Here is an 18,361-nt window from a genome sequence, read left to right on the forward strand (position 1 = left end):
GATCGTTTCTCTGTGCTATAGGATGTGTGTCTGTGGAATGTGGTGGGGTGGCATGTGGTTTTGGGCGTGCGCTTTAAAAAATAAACATAAGCATTATTCAAATTTAACGTGATGCTGTAGCAAATTTTTTTGCATCTAAATTGTAGCCGGCTTCACATAGTCGATCAATAAGATCCGGAAGTGTTTCTTTTACGTGTTCTTTAAAAGGAATGTATTTAAGCCCACCAAAATCTGAAGGGAGTTCAAGGTCTTGTTTTTTTAGAATAGCGACATTTTTGCGAGAAAGTGCAGCGGTTAACATGCCCATTTCAAAAATAACGTTTTGTCGTGCACGAAATTGTTCTTTTTTTTCCTTGTCAGATCTAGCATAGCCTATATCATCGGGAGTAAATAGCACAATACCAAATCCTATAGAATCGTTACAAGCTTCTTTTTCCAAAATTTCAATGAGGGTTAAACCATTACCACCAGTATTTTTTAAGATGTATGGTTCGAGATCAAGCCTGCGAAGAATAAGTTCAAGTTGCTCTAGAGCAATATGGTCATGGCCATGAACGATAAAGATTTTTTTATTTGAGGGATTGGGGGCAGTTTTTGAGGAAGGAATCGTTGATGTTTCTTCTAGATGCTTTGCTAAATCTTCTATTAACTTTTGTTTTATGTTTTCTTTGCCTTGAACTTGAAGTTTTCCTGTGCTTTCATACCAATTAATAACGCCTCCTTCGGAGGTTTTGATCTGATATCCTTTAGAAGAATTAAGTGATAGAGACTTAGTTTCTATGATTTTATATCCAGCTGTTTTAACTATATCTTTAAGGTCTTCGAAGGTTCCGCTATATTTCACTGTTTATATTCTTTCAATATCGCTGGTTATTAATATAAAATGTTGATTTATTTTTATAACTATTTGAATTTAAATAGCTTTATGATTTCATTTTCTTATACAATGCACAAAAAGAGACGGTCACCTTCTATTCAATTGATTGAAACGTGGGAAAACTTGACTAAATGATGGGAAATTTTACTGCGTGATGAAGCGATCTGATTGAATTGTGAATGAACGAAACGAATTTTTCTCCTATTTATATATTCCATTATGTTCTCTATATAAGAAACACGAAAGTTAACGCTTTATTTATAAATTTTCTTCCTATATTACAAGGGGGTGTTCTCACATTTTTCTTGCATTGTTTTAAGCAGTATTAAGGGGTTGTCGTTCCCAAAAATCACTTCTTCTACAGCAATGAATTCACATCCAGTCTTTAAGACTTCATCAAAGGTTGAAAAATCGCTTCCTGCTTGGATAATGGCGGGGGTTTGCATAATTTCTGCCCACCATGTTGCTAACTGGAGATTGCGGGGGTGCGCTTGGGGTTTTTTATCAGCACCGAGTTTTCCAAAGAACAGGTAATCAACATCTGTTTCCGCTGCAAGCATAGCACTATGGCGATTGCGTAAATTGCCAAAGCCTATGATTTTTTGTTCCTTTTGCTGATTTTTGAAGCTTTCAAGAGCGTTAAGATCATCTTCTATGTGCAATCCATCAGCCTTTATGCGCCCAGCAATGCGGCTGTCATCAGCGATGAGAAGGGCTGCGTCATGATGTTGAATATCTTCTGCGTAAGTTTGCGCTTGTTGTTGTAAAAAAGAGCCATCATCTTTCAACTTTTCAGAATCATAGAGGATGACGCATGCAAAAGACTTTGTTTGCAAAATTTGCTGCAAAAATGTTTTTGGGGTGTTGCGCCGAACATCAAGTGTTAAAATCAACTGAGGGAAAAGAGGTGGATCAATTGGTTTATTTTTTTGTTGTGTCATGTCAAATCCCTGTTTCTTAGAAAAAATAACGCTTAAAAATTAAAGTTTCATTCTATTATGCTTATTTGTGATAAAAGTGACCACCATTTGCACGTAGTTTAAAGGATTTGTGGGTGTGTGGGAGCCTTCTTATGAGAAATGAAAGTGTTTTAAAGCATAATATGTTGCCTTTTTGTTGTGATACACGTATGGACGCTTTTCGTTCTTTTGCCTTTAAAAAACTTTTGCCTTTTAAAAAATAAACGCTTAAAATGAAACTTGACACTTAAAGATTAAAATTTCATCCTGTTCATGCTTGTTGGCAATAAGGGTAAGCACCATTTTTATGGGACTTCAAGGGGGGTGTGACGTGTGGGAGTCCACTGATGAAATACCAAGGTATTCTTGAGCATAATACTCAACCTTTTCGCCGTGATACACGTATTGATGTTTTTCGTTCTTTAGCCTTATTGACGATTTTCATCAACCATATTCCCAGAACGATCTATGAGTCTTTTACTCATAGAAATTTCGGTTTTTCTGATTGTGCAGAAGTGTTTGTTTTGCTTTCAGGGATTGCTCTTGGGTTAAGCTTTCATGGACGGTTACAGCAAAAATCCTTTGCTTTTATTATCCGAAAACTTTGGTACAGAGCTCTGCAGCTCTATGGTGCATATCTTTTTACTACTTTTGTCACGTTAAGTCTTTTTTTTGCTGCCTTTTTATTATGGAAAACAGAAAAACTTTTATCGATGAACAATGTGGGACTCTTTTTTAAAGAGCCTGGTATCGCATTTTTGAGTACCTTAAGCTTTGGGCATCAATTGGGATATAATAATATTCTTCCTCTTTATATCGTTTTGATGTTTTTTGCGCCTTTTATCCTTTATTTGAGTTGTAAGCAGACAAAATGGCTGCTTTTGGGCTCCTTTACACTGTATCTTATCTGCGGATTTTATAAAATTGCTCCTCCTTCTTATCCTTTAAAGGGAAAGTGGTTTTTAAATCCTTTGTCTTGGCAATTCTTATTTGTCATAGGATTGACCAGTACTTTAGCGCTTAAGCAAGGAAAAAAAATCGCTTTTCAGTCTTTTTGGATTGTTTGTGCGGCAGCGTATCTCTTGTTGGCGCTGTTATGGGTTCGCTTAAACTGGTGGGGCATTTTGGGGTGGCTTGGCTGGTCTTCCCCATTGTTGAACTTTAATAAAACCTTTTTAAGCTTGCCACGTTTACTCCATGTTCTTGCATTAGCCTTTCTCATTCTTTCTTTGCCGTGCATCAATAAATGGTTTTATGTCTCTCAGAAACATCCTTTAGCAATTTTAGGAAAACATAGTTTACCGGTCTTTGTAACGGGAACCATTTTTGCGATGTTTGGACAAATTATAAAAACAGTGATGACAGAAACGTTTTTTTCCGATACCCTCTTAATAATAACGGGTATTGCTTTGCAATTTGGAGTCGCTTATTATTGTGAAAAACGGCAATCTTGGCAGTGGTCATTTTCAAGGAAAATGATCCGTTTATAAAAAACATTCCTATAGTGTTTGTTGGGCACGTTAACCTTAGTATAAAAAGTGCGTTGCGCAAAAAAATTAAAAGAGGTAGCAGTTTTAAAAAAAGCGTTCTATACAGCAACAAAAGAAACTTTTTAATACTCTGTTCGTTGAGTGGTATAATTTTGTGCTGATACTTGGAGTATAAAAGCGTGAGTGTACATAAACGTCCATATGATGAACCTATTATCATGATTGAGCATAATGCTTTTGAAAATGCTTTTAATCGTCTCTATGAAGAAACAATGGCGCTGATTGAAAAAACCGCAGCGTATATTGACTCAGAAGGGAAATTAGTAGCACGCTCTCTTTCGGCAGAGGTTTCTGCAATCTATGCAAAAGAGGCTATGTATTTAAGTACACGACTTATGCAAATCGCTTCTCAACTCCTTCTTCTTCGCGCAGAGCGTGAAGGGGAAATGTCATCAGAACAAATAAAAAAAGAAATTGTAAAAGTGTCACTTCATACACCGACATTGGAACTTGAAACCCCGCATTGGCATGAATTGCCAGAAGTTTTTCGCCAATTTGTTTCTCATTCATTGCGTTTAGAAGCGCGGATAACCTATATGCGTGCTGGGTGGGAAACTGCGGCCTCCTGTGCTCTAGAAGATGATAATCCAGTGGGAAAACAAATCGAATTGCTCAAAACAGCCTTTGGGCGTTCTTAGAGGTACTCCCTTGCTTTGTGCGAAGGGGAAATGTCATCAGAACAAATAAAAAAGACATTGTAAAAGTGTCACTTCATACACTGAGCATTGGAACTTGAAACCCCTCATTGGCATGAATTGCCAGAAGTTTTTCGCCAATTTGTTTCTCATTCATTGCGTTTAGAAGCGTGCATTTTTTTCATTTAGAGATGCTGCTGTAGTTTAAGCACTTTGGTCAATAAGCGGCGGCTTTATCTTGAACGATGATAATCCAGTGGGAAAACAAATCGAATTGCTCAAAACAGCCTTTGGGCGTTCTGAGAATAATAGCTCCTTGCTTCTTTCTTGCGATATTTAGAGCAGTATACCCATTTTTTTTACAACCGAAATTTCACAACTAAAACTAATCTAGAGTGCTTTTTTCTGCCTAATTTCTATTTGAGCGTAGGAAATATCTTGAGCTTATAGCTGAAGGGTATAGGTATTGATTTCGAATATGGCATGGGATGGAGTATGGTTGGTTTTGTGGGAAATCGGCTTTGGTTGATTGCAGTTGGAACACTTTCTGTTGATCTATCGTGTGACTTTGTTTTGGTTATGATAATGATCTGGCTCTAAGATAGAGTAGGGGCTTGTACATCAATTTATTTATGCTCTATAATTTATGCCTATAAAGCTGCTGTAAAGTGTGTGTTAATGAGGATGATACACATTGTTACAGTTTTTGGGCTTCTTTTGTTTTGAATGGAAGGTATTTTCCTTCGCGTAAAATAAAATATCCAAAATAAAATGCCATATAGTGCCATATAATGAATGTCCCATGGGTTCCTTGTGCCCCTATGCAATGTCCCTCTCTATGAAATGTCCCTCTCTACGCAATGTCATTGTGGTGTGATGAGTATATTCAAAAATATTTCTCAGTTCTTATTCATATCCGTTGAGCCTCTCTCATCTTTATGCTTGCAAAGGAGAAAGCCGGCACTATCATCATCTTTGCCAGTCCCCAATGTTGCGGCAGCCTTTGGAACTTGAGACAATTCATTAGAAGCATTATTTTTAGTCCTTTCTTGTACAGTTTCACTCTATACGGCAATCCCACGTTTCATATGTAAGAGAATGGTTTTGATTGCTTCAATATAAACAGATTTGTAATGAGAAAATCTTAGGATATTCGGGATTCTTATGCAACATACAAAATAATTAATTATCTTTATAAATCAACGTGTTGTCTTGTTATGGTAGCGCCATGCTATAATGTAAAAAGTTTTCGCAAAGTGTGTACCATCCGTTTCATAGCCTCTTTACACTTATGAATGTACAATCCAGCACTGCTCTATTTTCTCGCTTGCGATGTTTAACCGTTATGGCATTGGATATGATATAGAAAGGGAATTTTTATGCTTTAGAGGGTGCTTGATAGGGTGCTTGCTTGTGATGTGTGAATGGTTTTGATTGATTTCAGTTATGCTTCATAAAGATGCTGTTCGTTGCGTGTTATAATTGTATAAATTTGGGGGGATGATTATCTTTTTACTGGTTTTGTCTTGGGTTGCTGTTTTCTTTGTGGTCTTGTCTTTATTCACATCTTTATTCACAGGGGGGAAAAGTGTATAGACTGTAGTTTATGGCAGAGACGATTCGTATTATAGGCATTGATCCCGGATTACGGCGTACAGGGTGGGGCGTTATCGATGTTGCGGGTAATCGTCTTCAGTTTATTGCAGCAGGGACGGTTTCTTCTGATGTAAAGTGTGAGCTGGCTTCCAGACTATGTCAGATCCACAAAGGTCTTTCAGAGGTTGTGCATCAATTTATGCCCCATGAAGCTGCTGTAGAACATGTGTTTGTCAATAAAGATGCTACAGCAACTTTAAAACTTGGGCAAGCACGTGCAATTGCACTGCTGGTTCCTGCGCAAGCAAATCTTCCTGTTTTTGAATATGCGCCCAACAAAGTGAAAAAATCGGTTATTGGTGTTGGACATGGGGCTAAAGAACAAATCCATATGATGGTCAAAGTTCTCCTCCCACGGGCTGAATTTGATAGCAGTGATGCGGCTGATGCTCTTGCTCTTGCTCTTTGTCATAGTATGCACCGTAACAGTATTGACCGATCTTATCAGGCAAGGATAGCGATATGAGTGGGGTGGCAACATGATTGGCAAATTAAAGGGCACTCTTGAACATATCTTTGATGATCATATCCTTCTTGATGTGCACGGTGTGGGTTATGTTGTTTTTGTGTCAAATCGGCTGCGTCCTTCTTTACCCTCTGTTGGGGAGGCGTTAAGCCTTTTTATTGAAACGCATGTTCGGGAAGACGCAATCCGCCTTTTTGGTTTTGCTACAAGAGCTGAACAGGAGTGGTTTTGTCTTCTACAAAATGTTCCTGGAGTAGGGGCAAAGGTTGCTTTGGCAATCTTGGGTACTTTATCGCCAGATGAACTTGCACAGGCTATTGCTTTAAACGATGTTGCGATGATTAGTCGAGCGCCGGGCGTTGGTAAAAAAGTCAGTGAAAGAATTGTGGGTGAGTTGAAAAGTAAAACACTCCCCTTTGAACAAGCGCTCAAGACTGTTTCGGTTCCTCAGCGTGAGATGACCAATCAACCTGCGCATGATGCGCTTTCCGCGTTGATGAAGCTAGGGTTTGAACGGGAGCATGCATCCCGTGCTCTTGCTCTTGCGATGAACGCTCTTGAGGGGGAAACTGTTTCTTCTGCCCTGCTGATCCGCCATAGTCTCAAATTGCTTTCTTCTCCTACTTAAAATCAAGGTAACAATGCATAAAGATGAAGATAAACGCCTTCTGGGTTCCGCCTCCCTTCCTAACGATCCAGATCGTTCCTTAAGACCACAAGTTCTCGATGACTTTATTGGTCAAGAAGCGGCACGGGCTAATTTAAAAATATTTATTGAAGCAGCAAAAACGCGGCAAGAAGCGCTGGATCACGTTTTGTTTGTAGGGCCACCGGGGTTGGGAAAAACAACGCTTTCACAGATTATGGCAAAAGAATTAGGCGTTAATTTTCGCTCTACTTCAGGGCCGGTCATCGCTAAAGCAGGAGATTTAGCCGCTCTCTTGACCAATCTTGAAGAACGTGATGTCTTGTTTATTGATGAAATTCATCGCTTAAATCCGGCGATTGAGGAAATTCTTTATCCAGCCATGGAAGATTATCAACTTGATTTGATCATTGGGGAGGGGCCGGCCGCACGCTCGGTGAAAATTGATCTGGCTAAATTTACTTTGGTAGCGGCAACCACACGTTTGGGGCTTTTGACCACACCGCTGAGAGACCGTTTTGGCATCCCAATTCGTCTCAATTTTTATACGATAGAAGAATTGGAATATATTGTGCAGCGTAATGCGCGGCTTTTTGCCGTCAAGATTAGTGATGATGGTGCCCATGAAATTGCACGCCGAGCACGGGGGACCCCTCGTATTGCCGGACGGCTTTTACGGCGCGTTTGTGATTTTGCTTTGGTTAAACAAGCAAAACAAATTGACCAAAAAATCGCCGATGAAGCGCTTTCGCGCCTTGAGGTCGATCATCTTGGTCTTGATCCGCTTGACCGTCGCTACTTGCTCCTGATTGCGGAAACTTTTTTAGGGGGACCGGTGGGGATTGAAACGATTGCTGCTGCTTTATCAGAACCACGCGATGCCATTGAAGATATTGTTGAACCGTATTTGCTCCAACAAGGTTTTATTCAAAGAACTGCTCGTGGACGCATTCTAACTGAAAAGGCTTGGAGCCATTTAGGGCTTTCTGCTCCAGCCTCTACAACGTCTATACAAAGGCGTTCTCAACTTTCTGATGCTCAAGACAATTCATTACTTCAGACGTCTTTATGGGATGGGGAAGATGACTAAGGCATTTCTTCATTAAAAGAAACTATTTGAACAATTTATAGCAAGGTCATAAAATACAAGAGACGTGCTTCCTTTAACATATTCTGGTCGAAAAAGTTTGGCACTATTGAGGGTTTTTTGCTTTTGCTTTCCACAACTTCAACACAAAAATGTGTTCAATCTTTTGATTGATAAACAATTTGCTATATTAGCTATATTAGATGATTTTATGGGGCATGAAGTCGATGACAGAAATAACACCTTTTAAGAGCAATCATACAAACGCTTTTCATAATTTTCAGGTCCGCGTTTATGTTGCTGATACAGATTTTTCCGGTGTGGTTTATCATGCGCGTTATCTTGAGTTTTTTGAACGAGGACGTTCAGAGTTTTTACGAGATGCCGGTTTTAATAATAAGATGTTAGCAGCAGGGGTTGAGGGAGAAAAACTGTTTTTTGTTGTTCGTCATATGGAAATTAATTTTTCAAGACCAGCTAAAATTGATAATCTTTTAGTCGTTAAAACACGTGTTACTCATATCCAAGGGGCACGCTTTTTTATGGAGCAATCTATTTTGCATGAGATGACCACGTTGGTAACAGCCAAAGTTGAAATTGCTCTGATTAATGAGGAGGCAAAACCGCGACGTTTACCCAAAGAACTTTTTGCAAAAATACTTGGTTAAAAGTATTATTCATTGAACCAGCAGCTTTAGGAGAGATCGGCAGATATAAAGTAATCTACAATCTAAAACTATACATTTATCATAGCCTAAATGTTTTCCAACAAGGTTACACGATACAGCAAAAGAAAACAGCTCTGCTACAACACTACAATAAATTGAAGATGATATTTCACAAAATTAAACACGCCTCATCCATTTTCTGCTATAAACTCAAGATATTTTCTTTCTTTTGAAGAAAGGTTTGTTGGCATCGGAAAACAGCGAAAAGTACAAAAAAATAAATAAAAAATGGATTAAGATTTGTTTTTATAAAAATGCACATACCCAGCGCAATATTGCAATAAAGTGATAATAAGCCATTAGGTTGAAAATTGTCTCAAAATACTTAAAGGTTTTTTTTTAAGCAATTTGATTTGTTTTTTTACTGGATTGTCATTTGGCATCACAAGAGCGCGTGTTTCATCCATTTCTATCTATAATGCATCACTTTATGTGCGCTTCTAAGCGTAGTAAATGAGTGAGAGATCAATGTATATAAAGCAGAAATGCATTCTTGATTTAAAGTTTCAAAAGCATATTATTATATAATATATTGACTGAGAAAGATAAATTATCACTTCTCACGGGTACAAATTCCAATAGAGTAATGAGAGTAAAATACTTTGCATTTCAAATCTGTTCATGTTGAAACAATTAAAATCATTTGCTTACACATCATAAGAGAGCAATATAAATCATTGAAAAAATTGTAAAAATGTTCCTTATGTATCATTCTCAATGCAATAACGATCAAATATCGCAAGTGAGCAAAGAGAGCGAAGAAGCTGGTTTTCATGAAGTAAAGACGTGAAAAGGCTTTTTTCATATCACAGAAGCTTTTACGTTATACCATAGTGCCAGAGAGATGATAGGCATTGAAAGAGGCAAATTCACAACACAATGAGATTACATGAGACTTACACTAGATTATATAGGACTTGTAGGGGTGCATGGGGGAGGCGCATTGTCGTGAGGTGTGGTAGGGTGGTTTAGTGTCGTTTTTTTGCCCGATGGTGTGATCTTATTAAAGAATGAGAGAAACAATAGCCTGAGGCAAAGCATAATTTTTCATGATGATAACATATTTATTTATAATGATAATTCATTGCGTTGCAATTTTTAGATAATTCTGAAACTTGTAAGATTTTTTCTTTTCAAGCTCTATTGCTGCGAATTAATTAAAAACATTTTCTTACATATCACAAGCGGGGTTGATGAGTGGGTACAAAAACACTTAAGAAAGGAATAAAATGCTTCTTATGAATCTTTTCAAGTGCTAAGACTTATTGCAGCATTTTAAGCTTAAAACGCGTATGATGATTTAGCGTTCTTTATCATAAGCGTAAAGATGGTGGTGCATAATAGATTTTATATTATGCATTTTTATATCTTTTATTTTTATAGTATTTATGGAGAAGTTCTTATCGTTATATTTTTCATAAATGCTGTTGTGAAATGAGGAGGGGCCTGCATTGAGGGATGTCTCTCGTCATCACTTTTTAAGGAAATTTAAGAAACAAGTCTTGTTTTAGCGCATGGATTTATGTGAGACTAGAGTTTTTACTTAAATTTAGAAACTATAAAATAATCTGTTTTATAAAACTTTTAAAAATACACCTTTCATTTAGAGGGACAAAAATTATGCCGCATGGTGAACTAACAAATCCGGAAACAATTGGAATGTTGCATTTGTTTATGCAAGCGAGTTGGATCGTGAAAGGTGTTATGATTGGGTTGCTGCTCGCTTCCATCTGGAGTTGGGCAATTATTTTTGATAAAATTTTTACGTATCGGAGAATACGGCGTGAAATAAAGCAGTTTGAACGTACATTTTGGTCCGGCAAAGCGCTAGAAGATCTTTATGCATCATGCAAAAGTCAACGTACAAATAGTATATCCGCAGTTTTTATAGCAGCAATGGTTGAATGGAAAAAATCTCTTGAAAAAGGGACCCATACATCGAAAAGTTTGCAGAGCAGAATTGATAAGGCTATGGATTTGACGCTGGGACGTGAAAGTGAAAAAATAGAATCAAAATTAAGTTTTCTTGCGACACTGGGATCCGCGGGACCCTTTATCGGACTTTTTGGAACAGTTATTGGTATTATGGAGTCTTTTCTTTCTATTTCAGCTTCTCAAAATACATCACTTGCCATTGTCGCGCCGGGGATTGCAGAAGCGCTTTTGGCAACCGCTATTGGTTTGTTTGCAGCAATTCCAGCCGTTATTGCTTATAACAAGTTGACTCATGAAAGTGCGCGCATCATTGCACAAATAGAAAATTTTGCCGATGAATTTTCAACAATTGTATCGCGGCGTATTGATGAAACACGCACAGCACCTTCCTCTTTATAAAAAGGAGCTTATCCATGGGCGTTTCTGTTGCTTCTTCTTCTTCTCGCAAAAATACACGTAGGCGGCATCATTCACGAAGCCAACTGATGAGTGAGATCAATGTCACTCCTTTTGTGGATGTCATGCTGGTCTTGTTGATTATTTTTATGGTCTCTGCTCCCCTTTTAGTGAACGGTGTTCCTCTAGATTTGCCTCGTAGTCAAGCGGGTCCCGTACGAGCTCAAAAGACACCCCTTACGGTTTCACTTGACGCGCAAGGGCGCTTTGCCATTAATCAAGATTATTATGAAACGTCACAGGCCCTGATTGCACACCTGAAAACTCTTCTGGAAGCAGATGCTACACAAAAAGATCAACGGGTTTTTGTGCGGGTTGCTAAAACTGTTGAATATCAGCAGGTATTAAAACTGCTGGCGGATATTCAAAAAGCGGGGTTTTCTCAAGTTGCGTTAGCAAGTCTAGCACAATAAATAATAAGTAATAAAATTGCGCATAACCGGTTGTTTTTAATTTTTTTTTTAAAAAGAGCATAGAGTGATTAAAAATGAAAAAATGTAAGGCATAAATAAGGCATAAAGAATGAATAAAGACTCCTATCATAGTATGAAACGAGGCTTGGCTTTATCCCTTGTGGTCCATGTCATTTTTCTCAGTTGGGGAGCCATTCAGTTTACAAGCTCTGTCTCTTTACCACAACCATTGGAAGCAATTCCCATTACTCTTGCTCCTTTAGTGGACGAGTTTTCTTCTCAACAAGGAGCCGTGAAGGCTCCTATCCGTGCAATCCCTGCCATAAAACCAACTATGCAGCCACAAGAGAAAGAAGATGCACGCCATATTGGAGAGGGACAAATAGATAGTCTTGCACCATTTCAACCAAAGGAAAAGCCGCGTCCCGTTGAAACAGCATCGCCACCATCAAGCGAGAACACATCAGAAACATTTGCACCAGAACTTACAAAACCAGAATTATTAGAAGCAAAAACAGAGGATGCGCCCAAGGTTGCACCTGAGATGCCTTTGGAGGCACCACCGGAGGATGCGCCCAAGGTTGCACCTGAGATGCCTTTGGAGGCACCAGAGGATGCGCCCAAGGTTGCACCTGAGATGCCTTTGGAGGCACCACCGGAGGATGCGCCCAAGGTTGCGCCTGAGATGCCTTTGGAGGCACCAGAGGATGCGCCCAAGGTTGCGCCTGAGATGCCTTTGGAGGCACCAGAGGATGCGTCCAAGGTTGCGCCTGAGATGCCTTTGGAAGCACCGGAGGATGCGCCCAAGGTTGCGCCTGAGACGCCTTTGAGAGTGCCGGAAGATGCCTCTAAGGTTGCGCTCAAGCCTGCGCACAAAAATGAAGAGATGATATTGCCAAAAGAATTGGCTCCAACGGTCCCAAAAGTACCAGCAGAGCAGATTGTTCATCAAGCGCCCAAAATTGTACTTCCAGAAAAATCTCTTCTTCCACAGTTTAAACCAAAGTTTGACGAAAAATCTCCAAGGAAGAATGAGGCTGCATTGAATCAAAATACGCCAAAGCTTAACAAGAAAAACCAAGAGAAACAGACCATTGAAGATATTTTAGCTCTGGAGGAAAATAATTTGCTTAATCGTGCGCGGTCACAAGGAGGGGGGGCAAAACGTTCTCATACACCAGAAGCTTTGGGTGCAAGAAAAAATATTAATGATACCACAAAAATGGCACAAACATTGGTCAATATTGCGGGGGGATGTATTCAACAGAAGCTTAAACTTGTGGCGCTTGGCGGCGATTTAAAAAACCGTCCGGTTGTGCGGTTGCGATTTTACTTAGACCGTGAAGGGATGGTTGTGGGTGATCCTATCATTGATCCCGTAAGCGGCCTTGAGAGTCAACAAGCTATTATGATAAGGCAGGTGTACGCTGCTGTCTTTTCATGCCAACCTTATGCAGATCTCCCACGTGATCAATATGATCTATGGGGGCAAGGTTTTGACTTTAGTGTTGATCCCCTCCAAGAAATAAGATGATAAACGAGAAAAAAGCGCTTAACGAAAGGACACATTCCATGATGACTATAACGAGACATAAAGTTTTTGCTTGGTTTATTGTCACTTGTGGGTTGTGGCTTTCAAGTAATTCATCGGGTTATGCGCAATTGAAAGGAACTATTTCGAGCGCTGATTTTAATCCCATTCCCATTGCAATTACAGACTTTATTTCCAATGATTCGATTGGGTTGAAAATATCTGCTGTGGTGACAGCCGATCTTGAACGGTCGGGGCTTTTTTTACCGCTTGATAAAGCAAATTTTTTTGAAAACATTTCTAATCCTAATAAACAACCGCATTTTGCTTCTTGGCAGAAAATAAAAGCGCAAGGTTTAGTTACTGGGCAAGTCATGAGAGAAATCGATGGACGTTTGAGGGTCGATTTTCGTTTATGGGATGTTTTTGGACAAAGACAATTGAAAGGACGGCGTTTTTATACCGCGACAGAACGTTGGCGGCGTGTGGCACATATGATCGCAGATGAGATCTATAGTGAGATGACAGGAGAAAGTGGTTATTTTGATACACGAATTGTTTTTATCGATGAAACAGGACCCCAAAATGCACGCATTAAACGCTTAGCAATGATGGATCAAGATGGCGCAAATTTGATTTATATGTCTGATGGAAGTGAATTGGTGCTTACGCCGCGTTTTTCCCCAAAAAGACAAGAAATGACCTATATGGCTTATGAGGACAATCAAGTACCTCATGTTTATCTCCAACAAATTGAAATGGGGCAAAGAGAGTTGATCGGAACGTTTAATAACATGACAATTGCTCCACGTTTTTCTTCTGATGGACAAAAAGTTATCATGAGTTTGTTACAAAATGATGGGAGTGCCAATCTTTACACCATGGATTTACGAACCCGTACGATGACGCGACTTACAACAACTTCTGCTATTGATACTTCTGCTTCTTATTCACCGGATGGAAAACAAATCGTCTTTTCTTCAGATCGTAGTGGAAAGCCGCAAATCTATAAAATGAATGCGGATGGGAGTGATATTCAGCGTATTTCTTCAAACGATGGGAGTTATTCAACACCTATTTGGTCTCCACGGGGTGACTATATCGCCTTTACAAAACAATTAAACGGACAATTTTCTATCGGTGTTATGCGCCCTGATGGACAAGGAGAACGAATTTTAACCACGGGGTTTCACAATGAAGGACCAACTTGGGCCCCTAATGGTCGTGTGCTGATGTTCTTTCGCAAAAATCCCGGTATGGGACCAAAAATTTATACGATTGATATTACGGGTCGCAATGAACGTCAATTACCCACCCCCAATGATGCTTCAGATCCAGCATGGTCGCCTTTGCTCAATATACAATAAAACAAAATGCTTAAAAACAGAATATAGAAGGAATATAGTCTATACAGTCTCAAGTTTAAACAATCTCAATAGTTTTTAAATTATTTAAAAGAAGGAATTGATTATAGTGTGCATGGGGAGTTATGTAGGTTTCATCTATCATCTACGGTTGTTGATCGATAATGGAATTTCCTTGGGGGAAAATGCTTAAAAAAATTCAAAACAATACCTTGAAAAAATAGAGCCGAAAATTCTAAGATCTCTAGATTTCAACTTTTTATTCAAAGTGTCGCTATATATATTTTTTTAAACTTCCTCTTCGATTTTGTTTGTGAAGAGTCCTCTTGTCAGGGGGGCTGTTGCTCTTTGATGTGTTTTATTCAAGTACGCGGTTGTTTTAGGTCTGAATATTGATTGATTGGTAAGAGCAAAAGGACAGATTTTTAAGATAAATGACGTTATTTTAGAAATATACGATGCCATAAAGTTAATGCCATAAAGTCAAAAATTTATCCGCAACAGATTAGAGAGATGTACCGCCTTTTTGTACAATACTTTGCTAAACAATCAGCTCTGGCTTTCCATTTGCTTATTTTTATTCTGTGATGTTGTAAAAACACTGTCCTTTGAAGTGTGGTGATATAGGGCGTATAAATAGGACGTATAAACCTCCTTGATATATTCTAAGTGTTTTTAAGTGCGTGGCGAATATTTAGGGGAGTGCATGTTTGTTGAGCCTTAAGTTTCAAGCGAATTCCATGGGTGATTCGTCATAGGAATACGTTAGGAAAATCCTAATTGTTTAGAGGCTAGATCATTTTCATCACTTGAGAGCGGAGAGGAGGTTCATCTTAAAGAACAAAAAGATCAAATAGAGAGGGGATATAGGGATAATTTTTGGGGCATGTAAGAAAGGCGTGAGGCTACAGAGTTTTGTATGCTTTCTTTTTTTGGTTATGTTTTCTGAAATTAATTGCGGTTTTCTTGTTGCACTGACAGCTTTTCCCCGCTATTGACGCGGGGCTTTTATATGTGCGGATAAAGAGGAGAAGTGACAGATGCTTTTGAAGCCCTCATGAATGAAGAGAGGGCTTATGCAAATGATGGGAATTATACAGACAATTTTGCCAAAATCTCATCACTGACATCAAAATTGGCATAAACATTTTGCACATCATCATCTTCTTCTAATGTTGAAATCAGCCGTAAAACGGACAAAGCTTTTTCTTCATCTATTGGTGCAAGGGTGGTGGCTTTCCAAATCGTTTTAATCGATTCTGCTTCACCAAGTTTTGCTTCAAGTGTTTTGGAAACTTCACCAATATCTTCAAATGCGCAGGTAATATGATGTCCGGTTTCTTCTGATTGCACATCTTCGGCACCGGCTTCAATTGCTGCATCCATGATGTTATCGGCTGTCCCTGCTTCTGGCTTATAGATTATTTCACCAATCCGATTAAACATGAAACTGACCGATCCTGTTTCCCCTAAGGCTCCTCCTGATTTTGTGAAGGCGGCGCGCACATTTGAAGCGGTGCGGTTGCGGTTATCAGTTAAAGCTTCAACAATGACGGCAACGCCACCTGGTCCATAGCCCTCATAGCGTACTTCATCATAATTTTCGACATCGGCGCCTGACGCTTTTTTAATCGCGCGTTCAATATTATCTTTCGGCATCGATTGTGCTTTGGCATTTTGAACAGCCAGCCTTAAACGTGGATTCATGGCTGGATCAGGAGCACCTTGTTTTGCTGCTACGGTAATTTCGCGTGCAAGCTTAGAAAATATTTTCGAGCGCATTGCATCTTGACGCCCTTTACGGTGCATAATATTTTTAAATTGTGAATGGCCTGCCATAGTTTTCCTTCCTATTTGAGGGCTTTCTTTCCAGTTGGATACTCTTTAGAATTTAAGGCGATAAAACACGCATCCCACCAGAATAAATGTGCCACAGCATGAGGTGAAATAATCGAATAAACCCTTTATAAGAAAATTCATCTTAAAGGTAAAGACACCTTAGTTGAGGATCATTACAAGAGAGATCTCTTGTCGTTGAGCAAAAATAACGCTATAACAGAATGTAATCTCATAGCAAAATGGTTTATTCCATGCCTCGCTTTGTTTTAGGAGTGGTTGGAGAGACCTAAACATATAAAAAAGTTCCAGTGCTCTTGAGTGGGCGGTAACCTGCCTCATAGAAGAGGCGCAGAAGAGGATTTATAAAAATGGCAACGCAACTTTTGATGCCCAAAGCAACAGCTGTTTGGTTGGTTGATAATACAGCTCTTTCTTTTGATCAGATTGCAGAATTTTGTAAATTGCATGTCTTGGAAGTAAAAGCTATTGCCGATGGTGATGCGGCTTATGGTATTAAAGGTTTAGATCCGATTAGTTCTGGGCAATTGACGCGCAGTGAAATTGCACGGGTGGAGGCTGATCAAAACGCACGATTGAAAATTTCTCAATCTAGGGTGCATATTCCTGAAAAAAAACGTAAAGGGGCGCGCTATATCCCTCTTTCTCGACGCCAAGATCGTCCCAATGGTATCCTATGGTTGGTTACAAACCATCCCGAGTTGAAAGATGCACAAATTGCACGGTTGATTGGGACAACAAAAGCGACAATTGAACAAATCCGCCTTAGAACCCATTGGAATAGTGCAAATTTGGTTCCTCTTGATCCTGTAGGGCTTGGTTTGTGTTCGCAAATCGATTTAGATTTTGAGCTCCAGCGTGCGGCGAAAAATCGCCCTGTTGCTGCAGAAGAAGATAGGTCGTTGCTTCCCGCTTCTGTGACGGAAAACGCTGCTCTAGAGGAAAATGAGAGTGAAGACAATCTGCATAAGACTTTTGACGCTGATAAAGTTTTTGCAAAGCTGAACGCGCTGCAAAAAAATCGTCAAGATCAAGATCAAGATCAAGATGATGCATAAAAAGCCATGACGCATAAGGGAAACATTTCTTATGGAAATGTTAGAGGAATGGCCAAAGAGAAGAAAAATTGGCAGAGACTTAAAAGTAAAAATGAGGACGAAAAAAAACAGAAAAAATTTCGTCTTCATTAGGAATTAACGGTTATTCTTAAAAATATTTTTAAGAATTGACCCTTCTTTACCAAATTCAAGGAGAAACGGACTATGCGCTCTACCAAAAAAACCATCTCTCATTCCTTAGCTATCCTCTTTCTTTTCTCACTATGCTTGGGTGGGTGTGGCAAAAAAAATGTTGGTGCACTTAACGGTATGAATGGCGCTTATATGAATGATGCTGGTTTGAATCAGATGTCACCAGGTTCAGGACAAGAATTTACGGTTAATGTGGGTGATCGCGTGTTTTTTGGTCTCGATTCTTCTTCACTTGATGCTGATGCTGAACGTATTTTAACGCGCCAAGCAGAATGGTTGCTTCATTATCCTTATTATTCTATTATGATCGAAGGTCATGCTGATGAGAGGGGAACACGTGAATATAACTTGGCACTTGGACAGCGCCGTGCTGTTGCTGTGCGAAACTATTTGGTGTCTCTAGGTGTGTCTGCACAACGGATTCAAACAATTTCTTACGGAAAAGAAAGACCTGTAGCAGTATGTGATGATATTTCCTGTTGGAATCAAAATCGACGTGCTGTGACAACGTTGAATGACATGAATAGTCATTAAAAAGAAGATTGTTTGTTTCAACTATTTAATAAGCTCTTAAGGGGAAAAAAGAATGTATCGTAAAATCAATTGGAAAACACTCTTTTATATGGGGGTTTTCATAGCTTGTTCTACTTCACTTGTTCAAAGTGCGGCACGAAAGGCTTCCGAATATCCTGCACATGATACGGATAAAGTTGATGCAGTTGATAAGGCAACTGATGATGTTAAGAAAGCGCCTGAAGCAGCCGATAAAGCAGCATCTGATGCGGCGGAAAAAGCCACTGACGCTGTTGATAAGGCTGTCGATGATGTGAAGAAAGCACCTGAAGCAGCTGATAAAGCAGCATCTGATGTGATAGAAAAAGCCACTGACGCTGTTGATAAGGCTGTCGATGATGTGAAGAAAGCACCTGAAGCAGCTGATAAAGCAGCATC

The 18,361-nt window shown here is 39.3% G+C and carries 15 protein-coding genes and 2 pseudogenes; 14 read left to right on the top strand and 3 right to left on the bottom strand.

Translation table 11 applies throughout. From position 1 onward, the window contains the following. Window positions 1-103: 103 nt before the first annotated feature. Window positions 104-844, bottom strand: a complete 741-nt coding sequence (locus tag ACFILY_RS04280) for a TIR domain-containing protein (RefSeq protein WP_375630929.1) — start codon at window positions 842-844, stop codon at window positions 104-106. A 311-nt stretch (window positions 845-1,155) separates the two neighbouring features. Beyond that, entirely contained in the window at window positions 1,156-1,818 is a 663-nt protein-coding gene (locus ACFILY_RS04285) for a thiamine phosphate synthase (RefSeq protein ID WP_375637575.1), read from the bottom strand. A gap of 365 nt (window positions 1,819-2,183) precedes the next feature. Between ACFILY_RS04285 and ACFILY_RS04290 the strand changes: the two genes are divergently transcribed. From ACFILY_RS04290 to tolB, 11 genes and pseudogenes are all read left to right on the top strand, one after another. After that, entirely contained in the window at window positions 2,184-3,326 is a 1,143-nt protein-coding gene (locus ACFILY_RS04290; RefSeq protein ID WP_375630931.1) for an OpgC family protein, read from the top strand. Window positions 3,327-3,505: 179 nt separating this feature from the next. Continuing rightward, window positions 3,506-4,024, top strand: a complete 519-nt coding sequence (locus ACFILY_RS04295; RefSeq protein WP_375630932.1) for a DUF1465 family protein — start codon at window positions 3,506-3,508, stop codon at window positions 4,022-4,024. 21 nt (window positions 4,025-4,045) lie between these two features. Continuing rightward, window positions 4,046-4,361: pseudogene (locus ACFILY_RS04300) on the top strand (DUF1465 family protein); the annotation flags it as partial. A 1,266-nt stretch (window positions 4,362-5,627) separates the two neighbouring features. After that, window positions 5,628-6,143 carry a crossover junction endodeoxyribonuclease RuvC gene (gene ruvC, locus ACFILY_RS04305; protein WP_375637576.1) on the top strand — a complete coding sequence of 172 codons (516 nt, stop codon included), beginning with the start codon at window positions 5,628-5,630 and terminating at the stop codon, window positions 6,141-6,143. Window positions 6,144-6,156: 13 nt separating this feature from the next. Further along, window positions 6,157-6,771, top strand: a complete 615-nt coding sequence (ruvA, locus tag ACFILY_RS04310) for a Holliday junction branch migration protein RuvA (protein ID WP_375626548.1) — start codon at window positions 6,157-6,159, stop codon at window positions 6,769-6,771. Between the two features lie 13 nt (window positions 6,772-6,784). After that, window positions 6,785-7,879 carry a Holliday junction branch migration DNA helicase RuvB gene (ruvB, locus tag ACFILY_RS04315; protein WP_273790466.1) on the top strand — a complete coding sequence of 365 codons (1,095 nt, stop codon included), beginning with the start codon at window positions 6,785-6,787 and terminating at the stop codon, window positions 7,877-7,879. Between the two features lie 224 nt (window positions 7,880-8,103). After that, window positions 8,104-8,544, top strand: coding sequence for a tol-pal system-associated acyl-CoA thioesterase (gene ybgC / locus ACFILY_RS04320; protein ID WP_273790465.1), 441 nt, complete (start codon window positions 8,104-8,106; stop codon window positions 8,542-8,544). 1,680 nt (window positions 8,545-10,224) lie between these two features. Continuing rightward, the gene (gene tolQ, locus ACFILY_RS04325) at window positions 10,225-10,938 is read left to right on the top strand and encodes a protein TolQ (RefSeq protein ID WP_273790464.1); all 714 of its coding nucleotides are present in this window, start codon (window positions 10,225-10,227) and stop codon (window positions 10,936-10,938) included. A gap of 14 nt (window positions 10,939-10,952) precedes the next feature. Further along, window positions 10,953-11,408 carry a protein TolR gene (gene tolR, locus ACFILY_RS04330; RefSeq protein ID WP_273790463.1) on the top strand — a complete coding sequence of 152 codons (456 nt, stop codon included), beginning with the start codon at window positions 10,953-10,955 and terminating at the stop codon, window positions 11,406-11,408. 109 nt (window positions 11,409-11,517) lie between these two features. Continuing rightward, on the top strand, window positions 11,518-12,942 hold the full coding sequence (locus ACFILY_RS04335; protein WP_375673268.1) for a cell envelope biogenesis protein TolA: 1,425 nt from the start codon (window positions 11,518-11,520) through the stop codon (window positions 12,940-12,942). A 38-nt stretch (window positions 12,943-12,980) separates the two neighbouring features. After that, window positions 12,981-14,306 (top strand): Tol-Pal system beta propeller repeat protein TolB, encoded by a 1,326-nt coding sequence (gene tolB, locus ACFILY_RS04340; RefSeq protein ID WP_375630936.1) that lies wholly within the window; start codon window positions 12,981-12,983, stop codon window positions 14,304-14,306. A 1,089-nt stretch (window positions 14,307-15,395) separates the two neighbouring features. Here tolB and ACFILY_RS04345 read toward each other — a convergent pair. After that, window positions 15,396-16,142 (bottom strand): YebC/PmpR family DNA-binding transcriptional regulator, encoded by a 747-nt coding sequence (locus ACFILY_RS04345; RefSeq protein WP_254492472.1) that lies wholly within the window; start codon window positions 16,140-16,142, stop codon window positions 15,396-15,398. Window positions 16,143-16,510: 368 nt separating this feature from the next. Between ACFILY_RS04345 and ACFILY_RS04350 the strand changes: the two genes are divergently transcribed. The 3 genes and pseudogenes from ACFILY_RS04350 to ACFILY_RS04360 form a co-directional block, all read left to right on the top strand. Continuing rightward, window positions 16,511-17,218, top strand: a complete 708-nt coding sequence (locus ACFILY_RS04350; protein ID WP_375637578.1) for a DUF1013 domain-containing protein — start codon at window positions 16,511-16,513, stop codon at window positions 17,216-17,218. 204 nt (window positions 17,219-17,422) lie between these two features. After that, a complete protein-coding gene (gene pal / locus ACFILY_RS04355) occupies window positions 17,423-17,944 on the top strand; it encodes a peptidoglycan-associated lipoprotein Pal (protein ID WP_273790460.1) in 522 nt (173 codons plus the stop codon). Between the two features lie 52 nt (window positions 17,945-17,996). Further along, window positions 17,997-18,361 (top strand): annotated as a pseudogene (locus ACFILY_RS04360) (tol-pal system protein); the annotation flags it as partial.

This window comes from Bartonella sp. CL25QHWL (assembly GCF_042195335.1).
In the GTDB taxonomy this organism is placed as follows: domain Bacteria; phylum Pseudomonadota; class Alphaproteobacteria; order Rhizobiales; family Rhizobiaceae; genus Bartonella.